The organism is Rhodococcus sp. Q1, from assembly GCF_004153645.1.
GTDB classification, from domain to species: Bacteria; Actinomycetota; Actinomycetes; order Mycobacteriales; family Mycobacteriaceae; genus Rhodococcus; species Rhodococcus gordoniae.
On sequence record NZ_SDMJ01000003.1, the window covers coordinates 184911 to 201009 of the forward strand.

Sequence of the window (16099 nt, forward strand, 5' to 3'; positions counted from 1 at the left end):
CTCTCGCTGAACCCTGTCTGCCGGTGCCCTCGCACTCTCTGTGCGGGGGCATCGCTGCATCTGCGCGAAGGCGGCAATACCGGCACTGCATAGGTAATGCTAACCTCATTCCGTTCTTGTGGTCTGTCACGACAGAAACGGATGGTGGATATGAGATCGACGGTGCGGCGGGAGATGCGGCAGCGGGGCGTGGCGTCGTCGTCCCGGTGGGTCGCCGCGGGACTCATCGGTGCCCTCGCCTTCACGGCCGGATGCTCGAGCCGCGACACCCAGGAGGCCGGCGCATCGACCACGGGTGACACCGTCACGATCGTCGACCAGCGAGGCGAGACGATCACCCTCGACGGTCCGGCCGAGAAGGTGGCCTTCACCGTCATGCCCGCCCCCTCGATCTTCGCGGCGGTCGACCGGAGCTACGACCGCATCGTCGGCATCAACCAGTCCACACTCGTCGCGAACCAGGGCGGCATGTTCGCAACCATGTTCCCGGCGTCGGCCGAGTCGACCACCGTGGCCGGAAGCGACTTCGTGCCCAATGTCGAGACGCTGCTCGAACTCGACCCCGACGTCGTCGTCCAGTGGGGCGATCGTGGTCCCGACGTCGTCGAGCCCATCGAATCCGTCGGTTTCCCCGTGGTGGGACTCGAGTACGGCACGCAGGAGGACCTGGAAGCATGGATCACACTGTTCGCCCAGATCGCGGGCAAGCCCGAGCGCGGTGAGGAACTCGTCGCCTGGCAGCGCGCCGAGATCGAGGAGATGCGCGAGAAGGTCGCCGGACAGGACGCCCCGCGACCGCGCGCGATGATCCTCTCGCGCAACGGCGACGCCTACAGCACGACGAGCGCCACCGGATACGACGGTTTCCAGTTCGACCTCGTCGGGGCCGATCTCGTCACCGAAGGATTCGTCTCGGATTCCGGCCAGGTCAGTCCCGAGCAGATCCTCGCCTGGGACCCCGAGGTCATCATGCTCAGCGGCTTCGACCAGAGCACCCCCGCCGATATCTACGCCGACCCGCGTCTCGCCGGTGTGAGCGCGGTGCAGAACGGCCGCGTCTACAAGACCCCGCTCGGCGGTTACCGCTGGCAGGTCCCGAGCGCCGAATCGCCCCTGATGTGGGAGTGGATGTTCCGCATCCTCTATCCGCAGGAACAGACCGGTGAGTTCCGCGACGACATCCGCGCGGCCTTCGACGACCTGTTCGCCTACGAGATCTCCGAGGACGAGATCGACCAGGTGCTGCGCTTCGACCTGAACCGGGACGCCGCGAGCTATGACCAGTTCGCACGTTGACTCGGCAGCGCCCTCTGCCCCCGGGGCGCCGATCCCGGCGCCCCGGCCGGTGAAGTGGGGCCGTAATCCGCTGATCATCGTGGGCTTCACCGCCCTGCTCGTGGTGGTCGCCCTCGTCGCCCTCGCGGTGGGACGCTATCTCGTTCCTCCGAACGAAATCGTCCGACTGCTCGCAGGCCAGATCCTTCCGCTCCGCGAGACCTGGACGCAGCAGGAGAGCACGGTCGTCCTCGACGTCCGTCTGCCTCGCGTGCTGCTGTCCATTCTGATCGGTGCCGGATTGGCGCTCACCGGCGCCGTGATGCAGGGGGTCTTCCGCAACCCCCTCGCGAGCGCGCAGATCCTGGGCGTGTCCTCCGGCGCCTCCTTCGGAGGCGTGCTGGTGCTGCTCGTCGGACTCGGCGGAATCACCCTCGTCGGAGGCGCTTTCGTCGGCGGGGTGATCGCTCTGCTTCTGGTCCTCGCGATCGCGCGGGCCGTCCCGGGAGCACCACTGCTCATGATCATCCTCGGCGGGACCGTCGTGGGCGCGATGTTCCAGGCGATGGTCTCGTTCATCACCTATATCGCCGATCCCTACAGTGAACTGCCGTCGATCGTCTTCTGGCTCATGGGATCTCTCGCCACCGCCGGCTACGGGAAACTCGCGATCGCCGCGGTGCCGATCCTTCTGCCCGCCCTCGTGGTACTCGCGCTGCGCTGGCGCCTGAACATCCTGTCGATGGGAGACGAGGACGCCGTCGCTCTCGGTCTGCGCCCGCAACGCCTGCGGCTGCTGCTGCTCGGCTGCGTCGCGATGATCACCGCCGCTGCGGTGGCGGTCTCGGGTGTCATCGGATGGGTGGGCCTGGTCGTGCCGCACCTGGTACGCATGATGATCGGCACCGACAACCGGATGGTGCTGCCCGTCAGCGCGCTCCTCGGCGCCGCCTATCTCACCGCCATCGACACCCTGTCGCGGGTGCTCAGCACCGCCGAGATTCCGATCGGCATCCTCACCGCGATCATCGGTGCGCCATTCTTCGTCGCTCTGCTGATCCGCAACCGAACCCGACTGTGGGGTAGCGATGCTTGACGCGAAATCCATCTCGTTCCGGTACTCGGCCAAGGGGCCGTGGATCTTCGAGGACGTCACGGTCACCGCGAGCGCCGGTGAGGTTCTCGCTGTGCTCGGGCCGAACGCGCGCGGCAAGACGACGATGCTCAAATGTCTGTCCGGCCTGCTCGCACCGGTCACCGGGACCGTCACGTCCTCGGGCACCATCGGATACGTGCCGCAGAGTCATGCGGTGGCGTTCTCGTTCACCGTGCTCGACATCGTGCTCATGGGACGCGCCCGCAAGGTGCGGATCTACAGCAGCCCCACGGATGCCGACCGTGACGCCGCTCTGGACGCACTCGGCCGCATCGGCATCCTGCATCTGGCCACCCGCGATTACGGCGGTCTGAGCGGGGGCGAACGGCAGCTCGTCCTCATCGCCCGGGCCCTGGTGTCCGGCTGCGACACGATCGTGCTCGACGAGCCGGCCTCCGCCCTCGACCTGCGGAACCAGGCACGTGTGCTCACAGTTCTGCGCGGCCTGGCCGACGACGGGATGGCCGTGGTCATGACGACCCATCATCCCGATCACGCCCTGCACATCGCCGAACGTTCGATGCTCATGGTCTCCGCTGACGACCAGCGGGTCGGTGCCACCAGGGAACTGCTCGGCGACGAGTTGCTCAGTGAGATGTACGGCGTGCCGATCGTCACCGCCGACGTCACGACACCGAGTGCACTCCGGCGGTTGACGGTTCCGGATTTCGGAAGGGGGATCGCATGAGCGTCCTGAAAGCGGTGATGGCGCCGCGCGACGGTGCGCTGATCGACGGCTTCCGCGAGATCGACGTCTACGACCTGCCGTCCGCGTGCGGGCCCGAGGTCACCGGAATCTACTTCACCGGCGACGTCGATCAGGAATATCTGTCCGACAACCGCGACGTGCTCGACGCGTTCGTCGCACGAGGCGGCAGAGTTCTGATCAACGGTCACGTCCAGCGGATCTTCCTCACCGGCCTCACACGGTGGCGCAAGCTCGAATTCCGCAACCCCTCGGATCTCGCCCTGAGCCGGGTGAACGAGCATCCGGTCTGGGCCGGGATCGATCCGAAGGCCTTGCTGTACAACAGCGGTCGCCGGGAGCCGGTGCCCTTCGAGGAACTCGAACGCATCGGCGTGGCCGGTTTCTACGGCCGCGGATGCTATCTCGACATGCCCGACGGCGCGCAGGTGGTGCACACCCTCGGACGTACCCACGCGCCGATCGACTACGAGTACCGGCTCGGCCGGGGACGGGTGCTCGTGCACGGCGGCAACGACTTGCTGCAGTTCGCCGGTGAGCACCGGGGCACCGCGCATCTTCGTACGCAGATCCTCGACTGGCTGGAGGGCCGATGAGCCGAGCGACCCGAACGAACCCGGCGCCGGCGGTCGCCTTCCTGCACGGCGGCAGCCACAGTCACCTGGCGACCCTGGCCGACCCCGCCCTCGCGCCCTACCGGATACGCGCGGTGCACGCCCGCACCGGCGTACCCGAGGACATCGCAGGCTCCGATGTCGTGGTCGTCGCCGACCGGTTGCGGCCGGACCTGCTGTCCGGATGGGCAGCGGCGGTGAAGGATGCCCTGGAACGAGGCGCGACGGTCGTCGTCTTCGGTGAGAACCACGTCCAGGACTGGCTGGGAGTGCCCGAACAGCCGCGGCCGACCGTCTTCTGGTGGTGGCGCACCGGCGAGGACCACCGGGTGCGACTGCAGGCACCGGACCATCCGGCCTGGGGATTCTTCTCCGACCGCTCGGTGATCTGGCACTACCACGGGGTGCTCGAGCCCCCACCCGGCGCAGTGAGTCTGGCGGATCTGCACACCCCCGACGGAGAACGGGACGGTTCGATCCTGTTCGTCGACGAGACCAACCACCGCGGCCGCCTGCTGGTGACCACGATGGATCCCGTCTACCACCACGGTTCGGGCTTCATGCCCGGTGCCACCCGATTGCTGTATTCGGCCCTGCACTGGGCCACGAGAGGATAGGACGCGCGTGCTCACCGTCTACGAGTCGGGACAACCGATCGAATTCACCTTCGCCGACCTGATGAAATATCACGGTCCCGAGTTTCCCGGGGGAGTGGCTCACGGCTTCACGGTGATGCGGCACGCCTTCTCGATCCTCGGCGACGTCGAGCGGCGGGAAGTTCGGGTGCGCACCGCCTTCCCCGGCCCCGGAGGACGTGACGCCGTGGAGATGGTGCTGCGTGCCGTCACCGACGGGCGTTATGTCGTCGATCCGGAACTGGCCGCGACCGAACGCGGCGCCACCCTCGCCCGCTACGTCTGGCAGTTCACCTGGCGCGAGCGCAGCGTGACGCTGCAGATCCGCGACGACGGACTCGTCACCGACGAGTTCATCGCGCTCGGCGCCAAGCCCGGCCGCACCGGCCCCGAGAACGCGCGGCTCACCGTGTTGAAGCAGGAGATGACCGATCGCCTGCTCGCCCGCGAGGTGGGCGCCGCTTACGAAGTGGTGGAGTGACCCACCCCGGGACACAATGAGCCGCATGGCCGACAACTGGAGTGCGACCGACAACTACCTCACCGACGTGCTGATCGGCGACGACCCCGCGCTGAGTTCGGCGCTCGACGCGAACGCCGCAGCGGGACTGCCACCGATCGACGTCTCCGCCCCGCAGGGCAAGTTCCTGCACCTGCTCGCGCGGATGCGGGGTGCCCGCCGCGTCCTGGAGATCGGCACGCTCGGCGGATACTGATACTCGACCATCTGGCTGGCCCGGGCGGTCGGGGCGTCCGGCCGGGTGATCACGCTCGAATACGAGCCGAAGCACGCCGAGGTGGCCCGCGCCAATCTCGACCGCGCCGGGGTCGGTGACCGCGTGGAGATCCGCGTCGGCCCCGCGCTGGACTCGCTGCCGGGCCTGGTCGCCGAGGGCCCCTTCGATCTGGTGTTCGTCGACGCCGACAAGGAGAACAACAGCAACTACGTGCGGGCGGCGCTCCGGCTGTCGCGGCCGGGCACCGTGATCGTCGTCGACAACGTGGTGCGGGCGGGCGGCATCACGGACCCGGACAGCGACGACGAACGCGTCCGTGCGTCCCGGGAGGTGCTCGAACTGCTCGCCCGCGAACCGCGCCTCGACGCGACGGCGCTGCAGACCGTCGGGACGAAGGGCTGGGACGGTTTCGCGCTCGCCGTCGTGACCGAGTGACCTTCGGCTCAGGGCTGCCCGGGGAAGGCCACCGACGGCACGACTCCACGGCTCTGCCGCCAGCGCGCCGCCCGTAGGGCCGCTTCGGTGAGGGCGCCCACGGCGGTGGCCCGGGTGGACTCGCTGCGTGACCGTTCCACGACCGACCGCCAGGCGACCGCCGTGTCGCTCTCGATCTGCTCGGCGAGCTGGGCGGCGGACGCGGGGTCGGTCACCGGGAACGGCACGGTGTAGCCGGGGGCGGCGACCGGGGGATCGACGCTCGCGGCGCGCAGCGCTTCGGCCGTCGCATCACGTCGTGCGCGGTGCGCGGCGGTGTCCTCCGCCACCGCATCCGCGCGGGCGGGATCCGCGAAGGCCGCGATCACGCCGTATCCGAAGACCGCGGCGTGTTCGGCCTCGAGTGCGTCGACGAGAGCCTGCTGTTCGGAACCGGGTTCGGGTGAGCTCACGGCAACATCACCGCCGTCTGCACGGCGCAGGACGCACTGATCGAGGCGAGCAGGCCGGCGCGGTAACCCGAGAGCGTGCGTGCGAGATCCGCGGCTTCGCGCTGCGACCGGTTCAGCCGTTCACGGAGTTCCCCGACGTTCGGGAGCTCACCGGTGGGTGTGGTGGCGGTGGTCGACGGGGGAGTGAAACTCGTGGTGGCGCCTTCCATCCGGGCGATCTCGGTCTCGAGCGCATCGGCGTGGGCGGTCCGCTCCGCCGCGATCGTGGTGAGCGCTGCGGACAGCTCCGGCGACCGGGCGAGCAGCGCGGTGGCGATCGCGGCATCGGTGCGGGCCCGGGTCGCCTGGCCCGCCAGCGGATCGGGTTCGGCGGCATCCTCGTCGGAAGCGCCGCACGCGGTGATCGTCGTGATTCCGAGCCCACAGACGGCGGCCGACGACCATCGCAGGACGGTTCGTCGGGAGACGGCGGGTCGGTCGAGTGGCATCGGCACCGGACCATCCTGCCAGTCGCGTCGCCGGGAGAAGGACGCCGCCCTGGTCACGACAGCACGAAACGCGGGTTAGGCTTGAAGTCTGCCGGTACGCATCCGTTCCGGCCCGCTGTCCGCTGCGACCACAACTGAACGAGGAGCCTGCCCGCCATGCCTGTGCCGCCCCCGGAGAGGATCGTCGAGCTCGTCTCCGATCTGCTCGCCAGAGAGGGATACGACCTCGAGGACGTGGTGGTCACGGCCGCCGGAAAGCACAGTACGGTGCGTCTTCTCGTCGACAGCGACGCAGGTCTCGGTCTCGACGAGGCGGCCCGCCTGAGCAGGGTGGTCTCCGAGTCCTTCGACGAGGTGCCGGACTTCGGCGAGTCGCCCTACGTGCTCGAGGTCACCAGCCCCGGTATCGGTCGGCCCCTGACCGAGGCCCGCCACTGGCGGCGCGCCCAGGGCCGCAAGGCGAAGGTGGAACTGGCCGACGAGACCCTCGTCGCACGCATCGGCGAGCTCGTCGGAGACGAGATCAGGCTCGTGCTGCCCGATCGGTCCGGGCCGGTGGTCCGTTCGGTCCCGCTCGCCGCGGTGCACAGAGCAGTGGTGGAGGTGGAGTTCTCCCCGCCGCCGCCGAGGGAACTCGAGCTCGCGGGTGGGGTTCCGGACGGCCGGGTCGCGGCCGGGGAGCTCACCGAGGGACCCGAGGACGAGACCGGCAGCGACGATCACGACGAGACGAACGAAACGAAGGTGGACAAGTGAATATCGAGATCGCTGCCCTGCGCATGCTCGAGTCGGAGAAGAACATCCCGTTCGACGAGCTCATCGCGACGCTCGAGACGGCCCTGCTCACGGCCTACCGGCACGTCGACGGACACCAGCCGCACGCGCGGGTCGTGGTCGACACGAAGACCGGCGCCATCCAGGTCCTGGCCGAGGAACGCGACGCCGACGGCAACCTGATCGCCGAGTGGGACGACACCCCCGAGGACTTCGGCCGGATCGCGGCGACCACCGCGCGTCAGGTCATCATGCAGCGCATCCGCGACGCCGAGCACGAACAGCGCTTCGGTGAGTTCGCGACCCACGAAGGTGAGATCGTCAGCGGCGTCGTGCAGCGCGACTCGCGTGCCAACGCCCGCGGCATGGTCGTCGTGAAGATCGGCGGCGAGACGAACAACGCCGAGGGGCTCATCCCGCCGGCCGAGCAGGTGCCGGGGGAGACCTACGAGCACGGCGACCGCATCAAGTGCTACGTCGTGGGCGTCTCCCGTGGGCAGCGCGGCCCGCAGATCACCCTGTCGCGGACGCATCCCAATCTGGTGCGCAAGTTGTTCGCCCTCGAGGTCCCGGAGATCGCCGACGAGTCGGTGGAGATCGTCGCGGTCGCCCGTGAGGCCGGGCACCGCTCGAAGATCGCCGTGCACTCGACCGTCCCCGGTCTCAACGCCAAGGGTGCGTGCATCGGCCCGATGGGGCAGCGGGTGCGCAACGTGATGCGCGAACTCGGCGAGGAGAAGATCGACATCATCGACTACGACGAGGACCCCGCGAGATTCGTGGGTAACGCACTGTCGCCGTCGAAGGTGGTGTCGGTCACGGTCGTCGACCCCGACGCGCGCGCCGCCCGGGTCGTCGTTCCCGACTTCCAGTTGTCCCTCGCGATCGGCAAGGAAGGGCAGAATGCCCGGCTCGCGGCCCGCCTGACCGGCTGGCGCATCGACATCCGCAGCGACGCCGCGCCCGCCGGGACGGACGATTCCCGCGGCGGCTCGACAGGCTCGTAGGAGTGGGATGCGGGATTCCGGGCAAAACAGCGGTACAGTGGTCGATGGTTCAGCATGACCTGTCCTCGAACGGCGGGGAACGTGCCTCTACGGTGCGTACCTGTGTCGGATGTCGGCAGCGAAGGCTGACTGCCGAACTGCTCCGGGTGGTGGCGTGCGATACGGAATCGTCAGATTTCGCCGTGATTCCCGATCCGCGACGCAGGCTTCCCGGGCGAGGTGCGTGGTTGCATCCCACTCCGGAATGTCTGGAACTGGCGGTTCGGCGTCGAGCATTCGGCAGGGCACTGCGCGTGACCGGGCATCCGGACACCACAGCGCTGGATCAGCTGGTCGGGTCCACGGCACAGTGATCACGGACGCATCGAGTCGGCCTCGGCCGGGTACGACGATCGTGGGAACGACGACGAGGAACACCAACAGTGACATCGCACTCTGAGAAGAACAGGCACGAACACTCATGAGCACACCGTGAAGCACCAGCGATGAACGTCCATCGGAGATAACCCGAGGTCGTGCGGGCAGTCGGCCGCTCGACCTCATCAGTGAGGAGAGCAGTGGCAGGCAAGGCCCGCGTGCACGAGTTGGCGAAAGAACTCGGTGTCACCAGCAAGGAACTACTCGCACGCCTGAAGGAACAGGGCGAGTTCGTCAAGTCCGCGTCTTCGACCGTCGAACCGCCGGTCGCGCGTCGTCTGCGCGAATCGTTCGGCAAGACCGAAGGCGACGGCGCAGCCGCGAAGGCTGCACCCACCCCCGCACCGAAGCCCGGTGCCCCCCGGCCGGGTCCCCGGCCCACTCCTGCGAGCCCGGCCCCCGCGGCCGAGACCGCGCGTCCCAAGCCGGGCGCGCCGAAGCCGGCCGCTCCCAAGCCGGCTCCGGCACCGGAGGAGAAGCCCGCGGCTCCCGCGCCGCAGGCGCCCGCCGCCGAGGCGGCACCCCAGGCCCCGGCTGCGCAGGCGCAGGCTCCCAGCCCGACGCCGCAGGCCCCCGCGGCCAAGCCCGGCCCCAAGCCGGCCGGTCCGCGTCCGGGTCCGAAGACCCCACGCGTCGGTAACAACCCGTACTCCTCGGCTCCGGCCGAGCGTCCCGCTCCGCGTCCGGGTGGACCGCGTCCCGGCCCGGGCGGACCGCGTCCGGCTCCCGGTCAGGGCGGCCCCCGCCCGACGCCCGGACAGGGACGTCCCGCGGCGGGCCCCGGTGGCCCGCGTCCCGCTCCCGGTCAGGGCGGCCCCCGGCCGGCTCCCGGTCAGGGCGGTCCTCGTCCCGCTCCCGGTCAGGGCGGACCCCGTCCGTCCCCGGGTTCGATGCCTCCGCGCCCCAACCCGGGTGCGATGCCGCAGCGTGCTGCACGTCCGGCCGCGTCCGGTCGCCCGGGTCGCCCCGGCGGAGCTCCCGGTGGACGTCCCGGCGGCGGTGGCGGCGGTTACCGCGGTGGCGGTGCCGGTGGCGGCGGCGGCGCACCTGCCGGTGCAGGCGCTCCCGGTGGTTTCCGTGGTCGCCCCGGTGGCGGCGGCGGTGGCCGCGGTCGCGGCGGTGCAGCCGGCGCGTTCGGTCGTCCCGGTGGTGCTCCGCGTCGTGGTCGCAAGTCGAAGCGGCAGAAGCGGCAGGAATACGATTCGATGCAGGCGCCGTCGGTCGGCGGCGTGCGGTTGCCGCGTGGCAACGGCGAGACCATCCGTCTCGCTCGCGGCGCGTCGTTGTCGGACTTCGCCGAGAAGATCGACGCCAACCCGTCGGCCCTGGTGCAGGCACTGTTCAACCTCGGTGAGATGGTCACGGCCACTCAGTCGGTGAACGACGACATCCTCGAGCTGCTCGGCTCGGAGATGAACTACGTCGTGCAGGTCGTCTCGCCCGAGGACGAGGACCGCGAGCTGCTCGAGTCGTTCGACATCCAGTACGGCGAGGACGAGGGCGGCGAGGAAGACCTCCGCCAGCGTCCGCCGGTGGTCACCGTCATGGGTCACGTCGACCACGGCAAGACCCGCCTGCTCGACACGATCCGTAAGGAGAACGTCGGCGAGGGCGAGGCCGGTGGCATCACCCAGCACATCGGTGCCTACCAGGTGATGACGCACCTCAACGGTGAAGATCGCCTGATCACCTTCATCGACACCCCGGGTCACGAGGCGTTCACCGCTATGCGTGCTCGAGGTGCCAAGTCGACGGACATCGCGATCCTCGTGGTCGCCGCCGACGACGGCGTCATGCCGCAGACGGTGGAGGCGATCAACCACGCGCAGGCCGCGGACGTCCCGATCGTGGTCGCGGTGAACAAGATCGACAAGGAGGGTGCCAACCCTCAGAAGATCCGTCAGCAGCTCACCGAGTACGGGCTGGTCGCGGAGGAGTACGGCGGCGAGACCATGTTCGTCGACATCTCCGCGAAGCAGAACCTGCACATCGAGCAGTTGCTCGAAGCGGTGCTGCTCACCGCTGATGCGGCACTCGATCTGCGTGCCAACCCGGACATGGAGGCGCAGGGCGTCGCCATCGAGGCGCACCTCGACCGCGGTCGCGGTCCGGTGGCCACGGTGCTCATCCAGCGCGGCACCCTGCGGGTCGGCGACTCGATCGTCGCCGGCGATGCCTACGGCCGCGTGCGCCGCATGGTCGACGAGCACGGTGAAGACGTGCTCGAGGCACTGCCGTCGCGTCCGGTCCAGGTCGTCGGCTTCACCTCGGTGCCCGGCGCCGGCGACAACCTGGTCGTCGTCGAAGAGGACCGCATCGCGCGTCAGATCGCCGACCGGCGTAATGCCCGCAAGCGCAACGCGCTTGCAGCACGCAGCCGCAAGCGCATCAGCCTCGAGGACCTCGATGCCGCGCTCAAGGAGCACAACGAGCTCAACCTCATCCTCAAGGGCGACAACTCGGGTACCGTCGAGGCCCTCGAAGAGGCGCTCATGGGTATCGAGATCGACGACGAGGTGCGCCTGCGGGTCATCGACCGCGGTGTCGGTGGCGTCACCGAGACCAACGTCAACCTCGCTGCCGCGTCGAACGCCGTGATCATCGGCTTCAACGTCCGCGCCGAGGGCAAGGCCACCGAGCTCGCGAACCGCGAGGGTGTCGACATCCGCTACTACTCGGTCATCTACCAGGCGATCGACGAGGTGGAGAAGGCCCTCAAGGGCATGCTCAAGCCGATCTACGAGGAGGTCGAGCTCGGCCGCGCCGAGATCCGCGCGATCTTCAAGTCGTCGAAGATCGGCAACATCGCGGGTTGCCTCGTGCAGTCCGGCATCGTCAAGCGCAACGCGAAGGCCCGCCTCATCCGCGACAACAACGTCGTGGCCGAGACGGTCACCATCTCGTCGCTGCGCCGCGAGAAGGACGACGTCACCGAGGTCCGCGAGGGCTTCGAGTGCGGTATGACGGTCACCTACTCCGACATCAAGGTCGGCGACGTGATCGAGGCGTACGAGTTGCGCGAGAAGCCGCGCGACTGATCCACCCGCGGCCGTGGCGGTGAACGATTCGTCGTTCGCCGCCACGGGCGTGTCGGGATGCCCGACTCGGCCGGCGCACCGTCGGCCCGGTCGGCCGTCGAGGTGCACCGGCACCGAGGCGTCGACGATGACGGGAGCAACGGATGTACCTGGGAGCACTCGAACTCGATCTGCTGCTCGGTGACGTGCATTCGCTCAAACAGAAGCGCTCGGCGATCCGCCCGGTGGTCGCCGAACTGCGCCGACTCGGGGTGTCCGTCGCCGAAACCGGGGAACACGATCTGTACCGCCGTGCGCGGGTGGGTGTGGCGGTTGTCGCCTCCGATCTCGCGCACGTGGGGGAGATACTGGACAAGTGTGAGCGGCTGGTCGCCCAGCGGCCCGAACTCGATCTGCTGTCGGTCAGGCGCAGGTTGTTCGGGCCCGAGGACTGATCCCGGCCGCACGACGGGCCGCCGGCCGGCGGCCACAGAAGGGAACGAACGACATGGCCGATCCAGCACGGGCCCGCCGCCTCGCGAAGCGCATCGCCACCATCGTGGCCACCGCCATCGATCTCGAGATCAAGGATCCGCGGCTCGAGTTCGTGACGATCACCGACGCGAAGGTCACCGCGGATCTGCACGACGCCACCGTGTACTACACGGTCCGGGGCGCGGATCTGAACACCGAACCCGATCACGCCGCCGCCGCCGCGGGGCTCGAGAAGGCCAAGGGTGTGCTCCGCTCGAAGGTGGGTGCGGGCACGGGCGTGCGGTTCACCCCCACGCTGACGTTCGTCACCGACACGGTGCCCGATACGGCCCGTCACATGGAGGAACTCCTCGAGCGTGCTCGCGCCGCCGACAACGAGGTCGCCCGTGCTCGCGAAGGTGCCGTTCCGGCCGGCGACGCCGATCCCTACAAGGAGCCCCGTGAGCGCGACGCCGGTGACGACGACGAATAGCACACCGGTGCCCGAGTCGAACCCGCCGGTGATCCCCACGCGCCGGGACGATGCCGGCGTCCCGCTCGTCCCGGCAGGATCCGTCGACCTGCACGGTGCCGCCGCTCTGCTGGACGCGGCGGCCACCGTCACGGTGCTGTGCCACATCAATCCCGACGCCGACACCCTCGGCAGCGGTCTGGCTCTCGGGATCGCCCTCGAACGGCGCGGGGTCGCCGTGCAGGTGGCCTTCGGTTCGCCCGCGAGCATGCCCGAGTCGATGCGGTCGCTGCCGGGCGGGCACCTGGTCACCCCGGTGGCGGACGTGCGCCGAGAAGTCGATCTCGTGGTCACCGTCGACTGCGGCACCGCGGGCCGTCTCGGTGTCCTGCGCGACCGCCTGGACACTGCTCCGAACGTCCTGGTGATCGACCATCACCTGTCCAACACCCGGTTCGGCACCCACAACCTCATCGATCCGGAGTCCGAGGCCACGGCGATGGTGCTCGCGGACCTCTTCGATGCGTGGGGTGTCGACATCGACGCCGCGCTCGCGCACTGCCTGTACGCGGGACTGGTGACCGACACCGGATCGTTCCGGTGGGGACGCCCGCAGGCCCACGGACTCGCCGAGCGTCTCCTCGCCACGGGGATCGACGGCACGTCGATCACACGGGTGCTGCTCGACACCCATCCTTTCGGGTGGCTGCCGATGCTGTCGTCGGTGCTGGCCACGGCCACGCTCGACCGCGCCGCCGCGCAGGGCAAGGGACTGGTCTACGCGTTCGTCCGACGGGCCGACTCGGCGCATCTCGGCCCGGAAGAGGTCGAAAGCGTCATCGACATCGTGCGCACCACCGCCGAAGCCGAGGTCGCCGCGGTGTTCAAGGAGGTCGTTCCCGAGGAGTGGACCGTCTCGCTGCGCGCGAAGACCTCGGTGGACGTGTCGGCCGTCGCCACCGTGCTCGGCGGTGGAGGGCATCGCCTGGCCGCGGGATACACCGCCCACGGCGACCCCGATCGGATCGTCGCCGCACTGCGCGGCGTGCTCGGTTGACGGCGCCCGGCGGGTCGGCCGCCCCGGACCCGCCCGGCGCGTCCTGCAGCTCGGACACGCCCGACGGGTCCTTCACCTCGGACGTCACGGGACGGCGCATCCTCGGTCTCGCCGTGCCCGCCCTCGGAGTCCTCGCAGCCGAACCGCTCTACCTTCTCTTCGACATCGCCGTCGTCGGCCGGCTCGGGGCTCTGCCCCTGGCAGGCCTCGCGATCGGCGGGCTGATCCTCGCGCAGGTCAGCACCCAGCTCACGTTCCTGTCGTACGGGACCACCTCGCGGGCGGCGCGCTTCCACGGCTCCGGCCGGCACGGCGACGCGGTCGGCGAAGGTGTGCAGGCGACCTGGCTCGCGATGATCGTCGGACTGGCGATCCTGATCGTCGGTCAGGCGCTGGCCGGACCCGTCGCACGGTTGCTCGCGGGCGATGCCGAGATCGCCGACGCGGCGGTGTCGTGGCTGCGTGTCGCGCTGTTCGGGGCACCCCTCATCCTGGTCGGTCTGGCCGGCAACGGCTGGATGCGCGGCGTCCAGGACACGATGCGGCCGTTGAGCTTCGTCGTCGTGGGTCTCGCCCTGTCGGCGGTGCTGTGCCCGGTACTGGTCCACGGTCTGCTGGGAGCTCCCCGATGGGAACTCGTCGGTTCCGCCGTCGCCAACGTGATCGGGCAGTCCGTGACGGCCGTCCTGTTCGTGATCGCCCTGCTGCGGTCGGGCGTCCCGCTGCGACCGAACCCCACGGTGATCGGCGCGCAACTGCGCCTCGGACGCGACCTGATCGCCCGCAGTCTCGCGTTCCAGGCGTGTTTCCTGTCCGCGGCGGCGGTGGCAGCCCGATTCGGTGCCGCCGCGGTGGCCGGTCACCAGGTCGTGCTGCAGCTGTGGAATTTCGTGACGCTGACCTTGGACTCGCTGGCGATCGCCGCGCAGGCCCTCGTCGGCGCCGCGCTCGGCGCGGCGGATCGGCGGGGCGCGTCGCGGCTGGCGTGGCGCCTGTCGGTCTGGTCCGCGATCTTCGCCGCGGTCCTGGCCGTGATCTTCGTCCTCGGCCGGGACGTGATTCCCGGTCTGTTCACCGGCGATGCCGCGGTGCTCGATCAGATCGGTGTCGCATGGTGGTTCTTCGTGGCGATCATGCCGCTCGCGGGAATCGTTTTCGCGCTCGACGGAGTTCTTCTCGGTGCCGGGGACGCGGCGTTCCTGCGCACCGCGACGCTGGCCTCGGCGTTGTTCGGGTTCCTGCCGTCGATCTGGTTGTCGCTCGCGTACGACTGGGGTCTGGCGGGTATCTGGACGGGGCTTACGGTGTTCATCGTGTTCCGGATGATCGCCGTCGTATGGCGCACGCTCTCGGGACGATGGGCGGTGACGGGCGCGGACCGGCAGGTGCGTGTCCACGACGAGTCGGGAGGTTAGTGCCGGTGGCAGCGAAGCTGTGGGCGATCAGCGATATCCATGTGGCCCACCGGGGCAACCGGCCGGTCACCGAGGATCTGCATCCCGAGTCGCCCGACGACTGGCTGATCGTCGCGGGCGATGTGTCGGAGAAGACCGACGACATCCGATGGGCGCTGTCACTGCTCCGCAGCCGCTTCGCGAAGGTCGTCTGGGTGCCCGGCAACCACGAACTGTGGACGACCGCCAAGGACCCGGTGCAGATGTTCGGGGTCGCCCGCTACGACTACCTCGTGACGATGTGCCGCGAACTCGACGTGCTCACCCCGGAGGATCCCTATCCGATCTGGGAGGGTGAGGACGGTCCGGTGGTGCTCGTCCCGATGTTCCTGCTCTACGACTACTCGTTCCTCCCGGACGGCACCACGACGAAGGCGGACGGCCTCGCGCTCGCGCGGGAACGCAACGTCGTCGCGACCGACGAATTCCTGCTGAAGCCGGATCCGTACGTCACGCGCGACACCTGGTGCCGGGTACGGGTGGAGCAGACCCGGGCGCGACTCGACGCGCTCGATCCTGCGCTGCCCACGGTGCTCATCAACCACTTCCCCCTGGTACGCGAACCCACCCGGATGCTGTTCTACCCCGAGTTCGCGCTGTGGTGCGGCACCACCGAGACGGCCGACTGGCACCTGCGTTACCGGGCGCTGTGCAGCGTCTACGGTCACCTGCACATTCCGCGGACCACCTACTACGACGGTGTGCGCTTCGAGGAGGTCTCGGTCGGTTATCCGCGCGAATGGCAGCGACGCGGTCTCCCGCAGCAGCCGTTGCGGCAGATCCTCCCTGTCCCGGCGTATCCGCCGGGCAGCCTGAACAAGTGGGGCGGTCACTTCACCGTGACCCCCGAGATGGAAGCCGAGGTCGAGAAGATGCGGGCTCAACGAGAGAAGGAGTTGCGGTGACGGAACCGGACACCGAGCAGAAGA

The 16099-nt window shown here is 69.2% G+C and carries 17 protein-coding genes and 1 pseudogene; 16 read left to right on the forward strand and 2 right to left on the reverse strand.

Features of this window, described 5'->3' with window-relative positions; translation table 11 throughout:
• Positions 1 to 150: 150 nt before the first annotated feature.
• The 7 genes and pseudogenes from EQ874_RS09355 (at position 151) to EQ874_RS09385 (ending at position 5558) form a co-directional block, all read left to right on the forward strand.
• Entirely contained in the window at positions 151 to 1296 is a 1146-nt protein-coding gene (locus EQ874_RS09355; RefSeq protein WP_129976607.1) for an ABC transporter substrate-binding protein, read from the forward strand.
• On the forward strand, positions 1277 to 2371 hold the full coding sequence (locus EQ874_RS09360; protein ID WP_129976608.1) for an iron ABC transporter permease: 1095 nt from the start codon (positions 1277 to 1279) through the stop codon (positions 2369 to 2371). The genes EQ874_RS09355 and EQ874_RS09360 overlap by 20 nt, the downstream gene beginning before the upstream one ends.
• Complete coding sequence (locus EQ874_RS09365) at positions 2364 to 3119, forward strand: ABC transporter ATP-binding protein (RefSeq protein ID WP_129976609.1); 756 nt, start codon at positions 2364 to 2366, stop codon at positions 3117 to 3119. Before EQ874_RS09360 ends, EQ874_RS09365 begins: the two co-directional genes overlap by 8 nt.
• On the forward strand, positions 3116 to 3733 hold the full coding sequence (locus tag EQ874_RS09370; RefSeq protein WP_016933722.1) for a hypothetical protein: 618 nt from the start codon (positions 3116 to 3118) through the stop codon (positions 3731 to 3733). Before EQ874_RS09365 ends, EQ874_RS09370 begins: the two co-directional genes overlap by 4 nt.
• On the forward strand, positions 3730 to 4368 hold the full coding sequence (locus EQ874_RS09375; protein ID WP_016933721.1) for a hypothetical protein: 639 nt from the start codon (positions 3730 to 3732) through the stop codon (positions 4366 to 4368). The genes EQ874_RS09370 and EQ874_RS09375 overlap by 4 nt, the downstream gene beginning before the upstream one ends.
• Before the next feature lie 7 nt (positions 4369 to 4375).
• Positions 4376 to 4867 carry a hypothetical protein gene (locus EQ874_RS09380; RefSeq protein ID WP_129976610.1) on the forward strand — a complete coding sequence of 164 codons (492 nt, stop codon included), beginning with the start codon at positions 4376 to 4378 and terminating at the stop codon, positions 4865 to 4867.
• A gap of 25 nt (positions 4868 to 4892) precedes the next feature.
• Positions 4893 to 5558 (forward strand): annotated as a pseudogene (locus EQ874_RS09385) (O-methyltransferase).
• A gap of 8 nt (positions 5559 to 5566) precedes the next feature.
• Here EQ874_RS09385 and EQ874_RS09390 read toward each other — a convergent pair.
• On the reverse strand, positions 5567 to 6010 hold the full coding sequence (locus EQ874_RS09390) for a ferritin-like domain-containing protein (protein WP_016933718.1): 444 nt from the start codon (positions 6008 to 6010) through the stop codon (positions 5567 to 5569).
• Positions 6007 to 6498 (reverse strand): hypothetical protein, encoded by a 492-nt coding sequence (locus EQ874_RS09395; protein WP_207213518.1) that lies wholly within the window; start codon positions 6496 to 6498, stop codon positions 6007 to 6009. Before EQ874_RS09395 ends, EQ874_RS09390 begins: the two co-directional genes overlap by 4 nt.
• A gap of 156 nt (positions 6499 to 6654) precedes the next feature.
• Between EQ874_RS09395 and rimP the strand changes: the two genes are divergently transcribed.
• The 9 genes from rimP (at position 6655) to EQ874_RS09440 (ending at position 16075) form a co-directional block, all read left to right on the forward strand.
• Positions 6655 to 7254 carry a ribosome maturation factor RimP gene (gene rimP / locus EQ874_RS09400; RefSeq protein WP_016933716.1) on the forward strand — a complete coding sequence of 200 codons (600 nt, stop codon included), beginning with the start codon at positions 6655 to 6657 and terminating at the stop codon, positions 7252 to 7254.
• Entirely contained in the window at positions 7251 to 8279 is a 1029-nt protein-coding gene (nusA, locus tag EQ874_RS09405; protein WP_129976612.1) for a transcription termination factor NusA, read from the forward strand. Before rimP ends, nusA begins: the two co-directional genes overlap by 4 nt.
• A gap of 44 nt (positions 8280 to 8323) precedes the next feature.
• Positions 8324 to 8632: a YlxR family protein gene (locus EQ874_RS09410; protein WP_081494085.1), complete on the forward strand. Its 309-nt coding sequence runs from the start codon at positions 8324 to 8326 to the stop codon at positions 8630 to 8632.
• Between the two features lie 204 nt (positions 8633 to 8836).
• Entirely contained in the window at positions 8837 to 11734 is a 2898-nt protein-coding gene (infB, locus tag EQ874_RS09415) for a translation initiation factor IF-2 (RefSeq protein ID WP_115311442.1), read from the forward strand.
• Positions 11735 to 11877: 143 nt separating this feature from the next.
• On the forward strand, positions 11878 to 12168 hold the full coding sequence (locus EQ874_RS09420) for a DUF503 domain-containing protein (RefSeq protein WP_064065123.1): 291 nt from the start codon (positions 11878 to 11880) through the stop codon (positions 12166 to 12168).
• A gap of 53 nt (positions 12169 to 12221) precedes the next feature.
• The gene (gene rbfA / locus EQ874_RS09425) at positions 12222 to 12680 is read left to right on the forward strand and encodes a 30S ribosome-binding factor RbfA (protein ID WP_064065124.1); all 459 of its coding nucleotides are present in this window, start codon (positions 12222 to 12224) and stop codon (positions 12678 to 12680) included.
• An 88-nt stretch (positions 12681 to 12768) separates the two neighbouring features.
• On the forward strand, positions 12769 to 13716 hold the full coding sequence (locus EQ874_RS09430) for a bifunctional oligoribonuclease/PAP phosphatase NrnA (protein WP_242496740.1): 948 nt from the start codon (positions 12769 to 12771) through the stop codon (positions 13714 to 13716).
• Positions 13713 to 15131, forward strand: coding sequence for an MATE family efflux transporter (locus tag EQ874_RS09435; RefSeq protein WP_016935282.1), 1419 nt, complete (start codon positions 13713 to 13715; stop codon positions 15129 to 15131). The genes EQ874_RS09430 and EQ874_RS09435 overlap by 4 nt, the downstream gene beginning before the upstream one ends.
• Before the next feature lie 5 nt (positions 15132 to 15136).
• Positions 15137 to 16075: a metallophosphoesterase gene (locus EQ874_RS09440; protein WP_064065150.1), complete on the forward strand. Its 939-nt coding sequence runs from the start codon at positions 15137 to 15139 to the stop codon at positions 16073 to 16075.
• Positions 16076 to 16099: the final 24 nt, after the last annotated feature.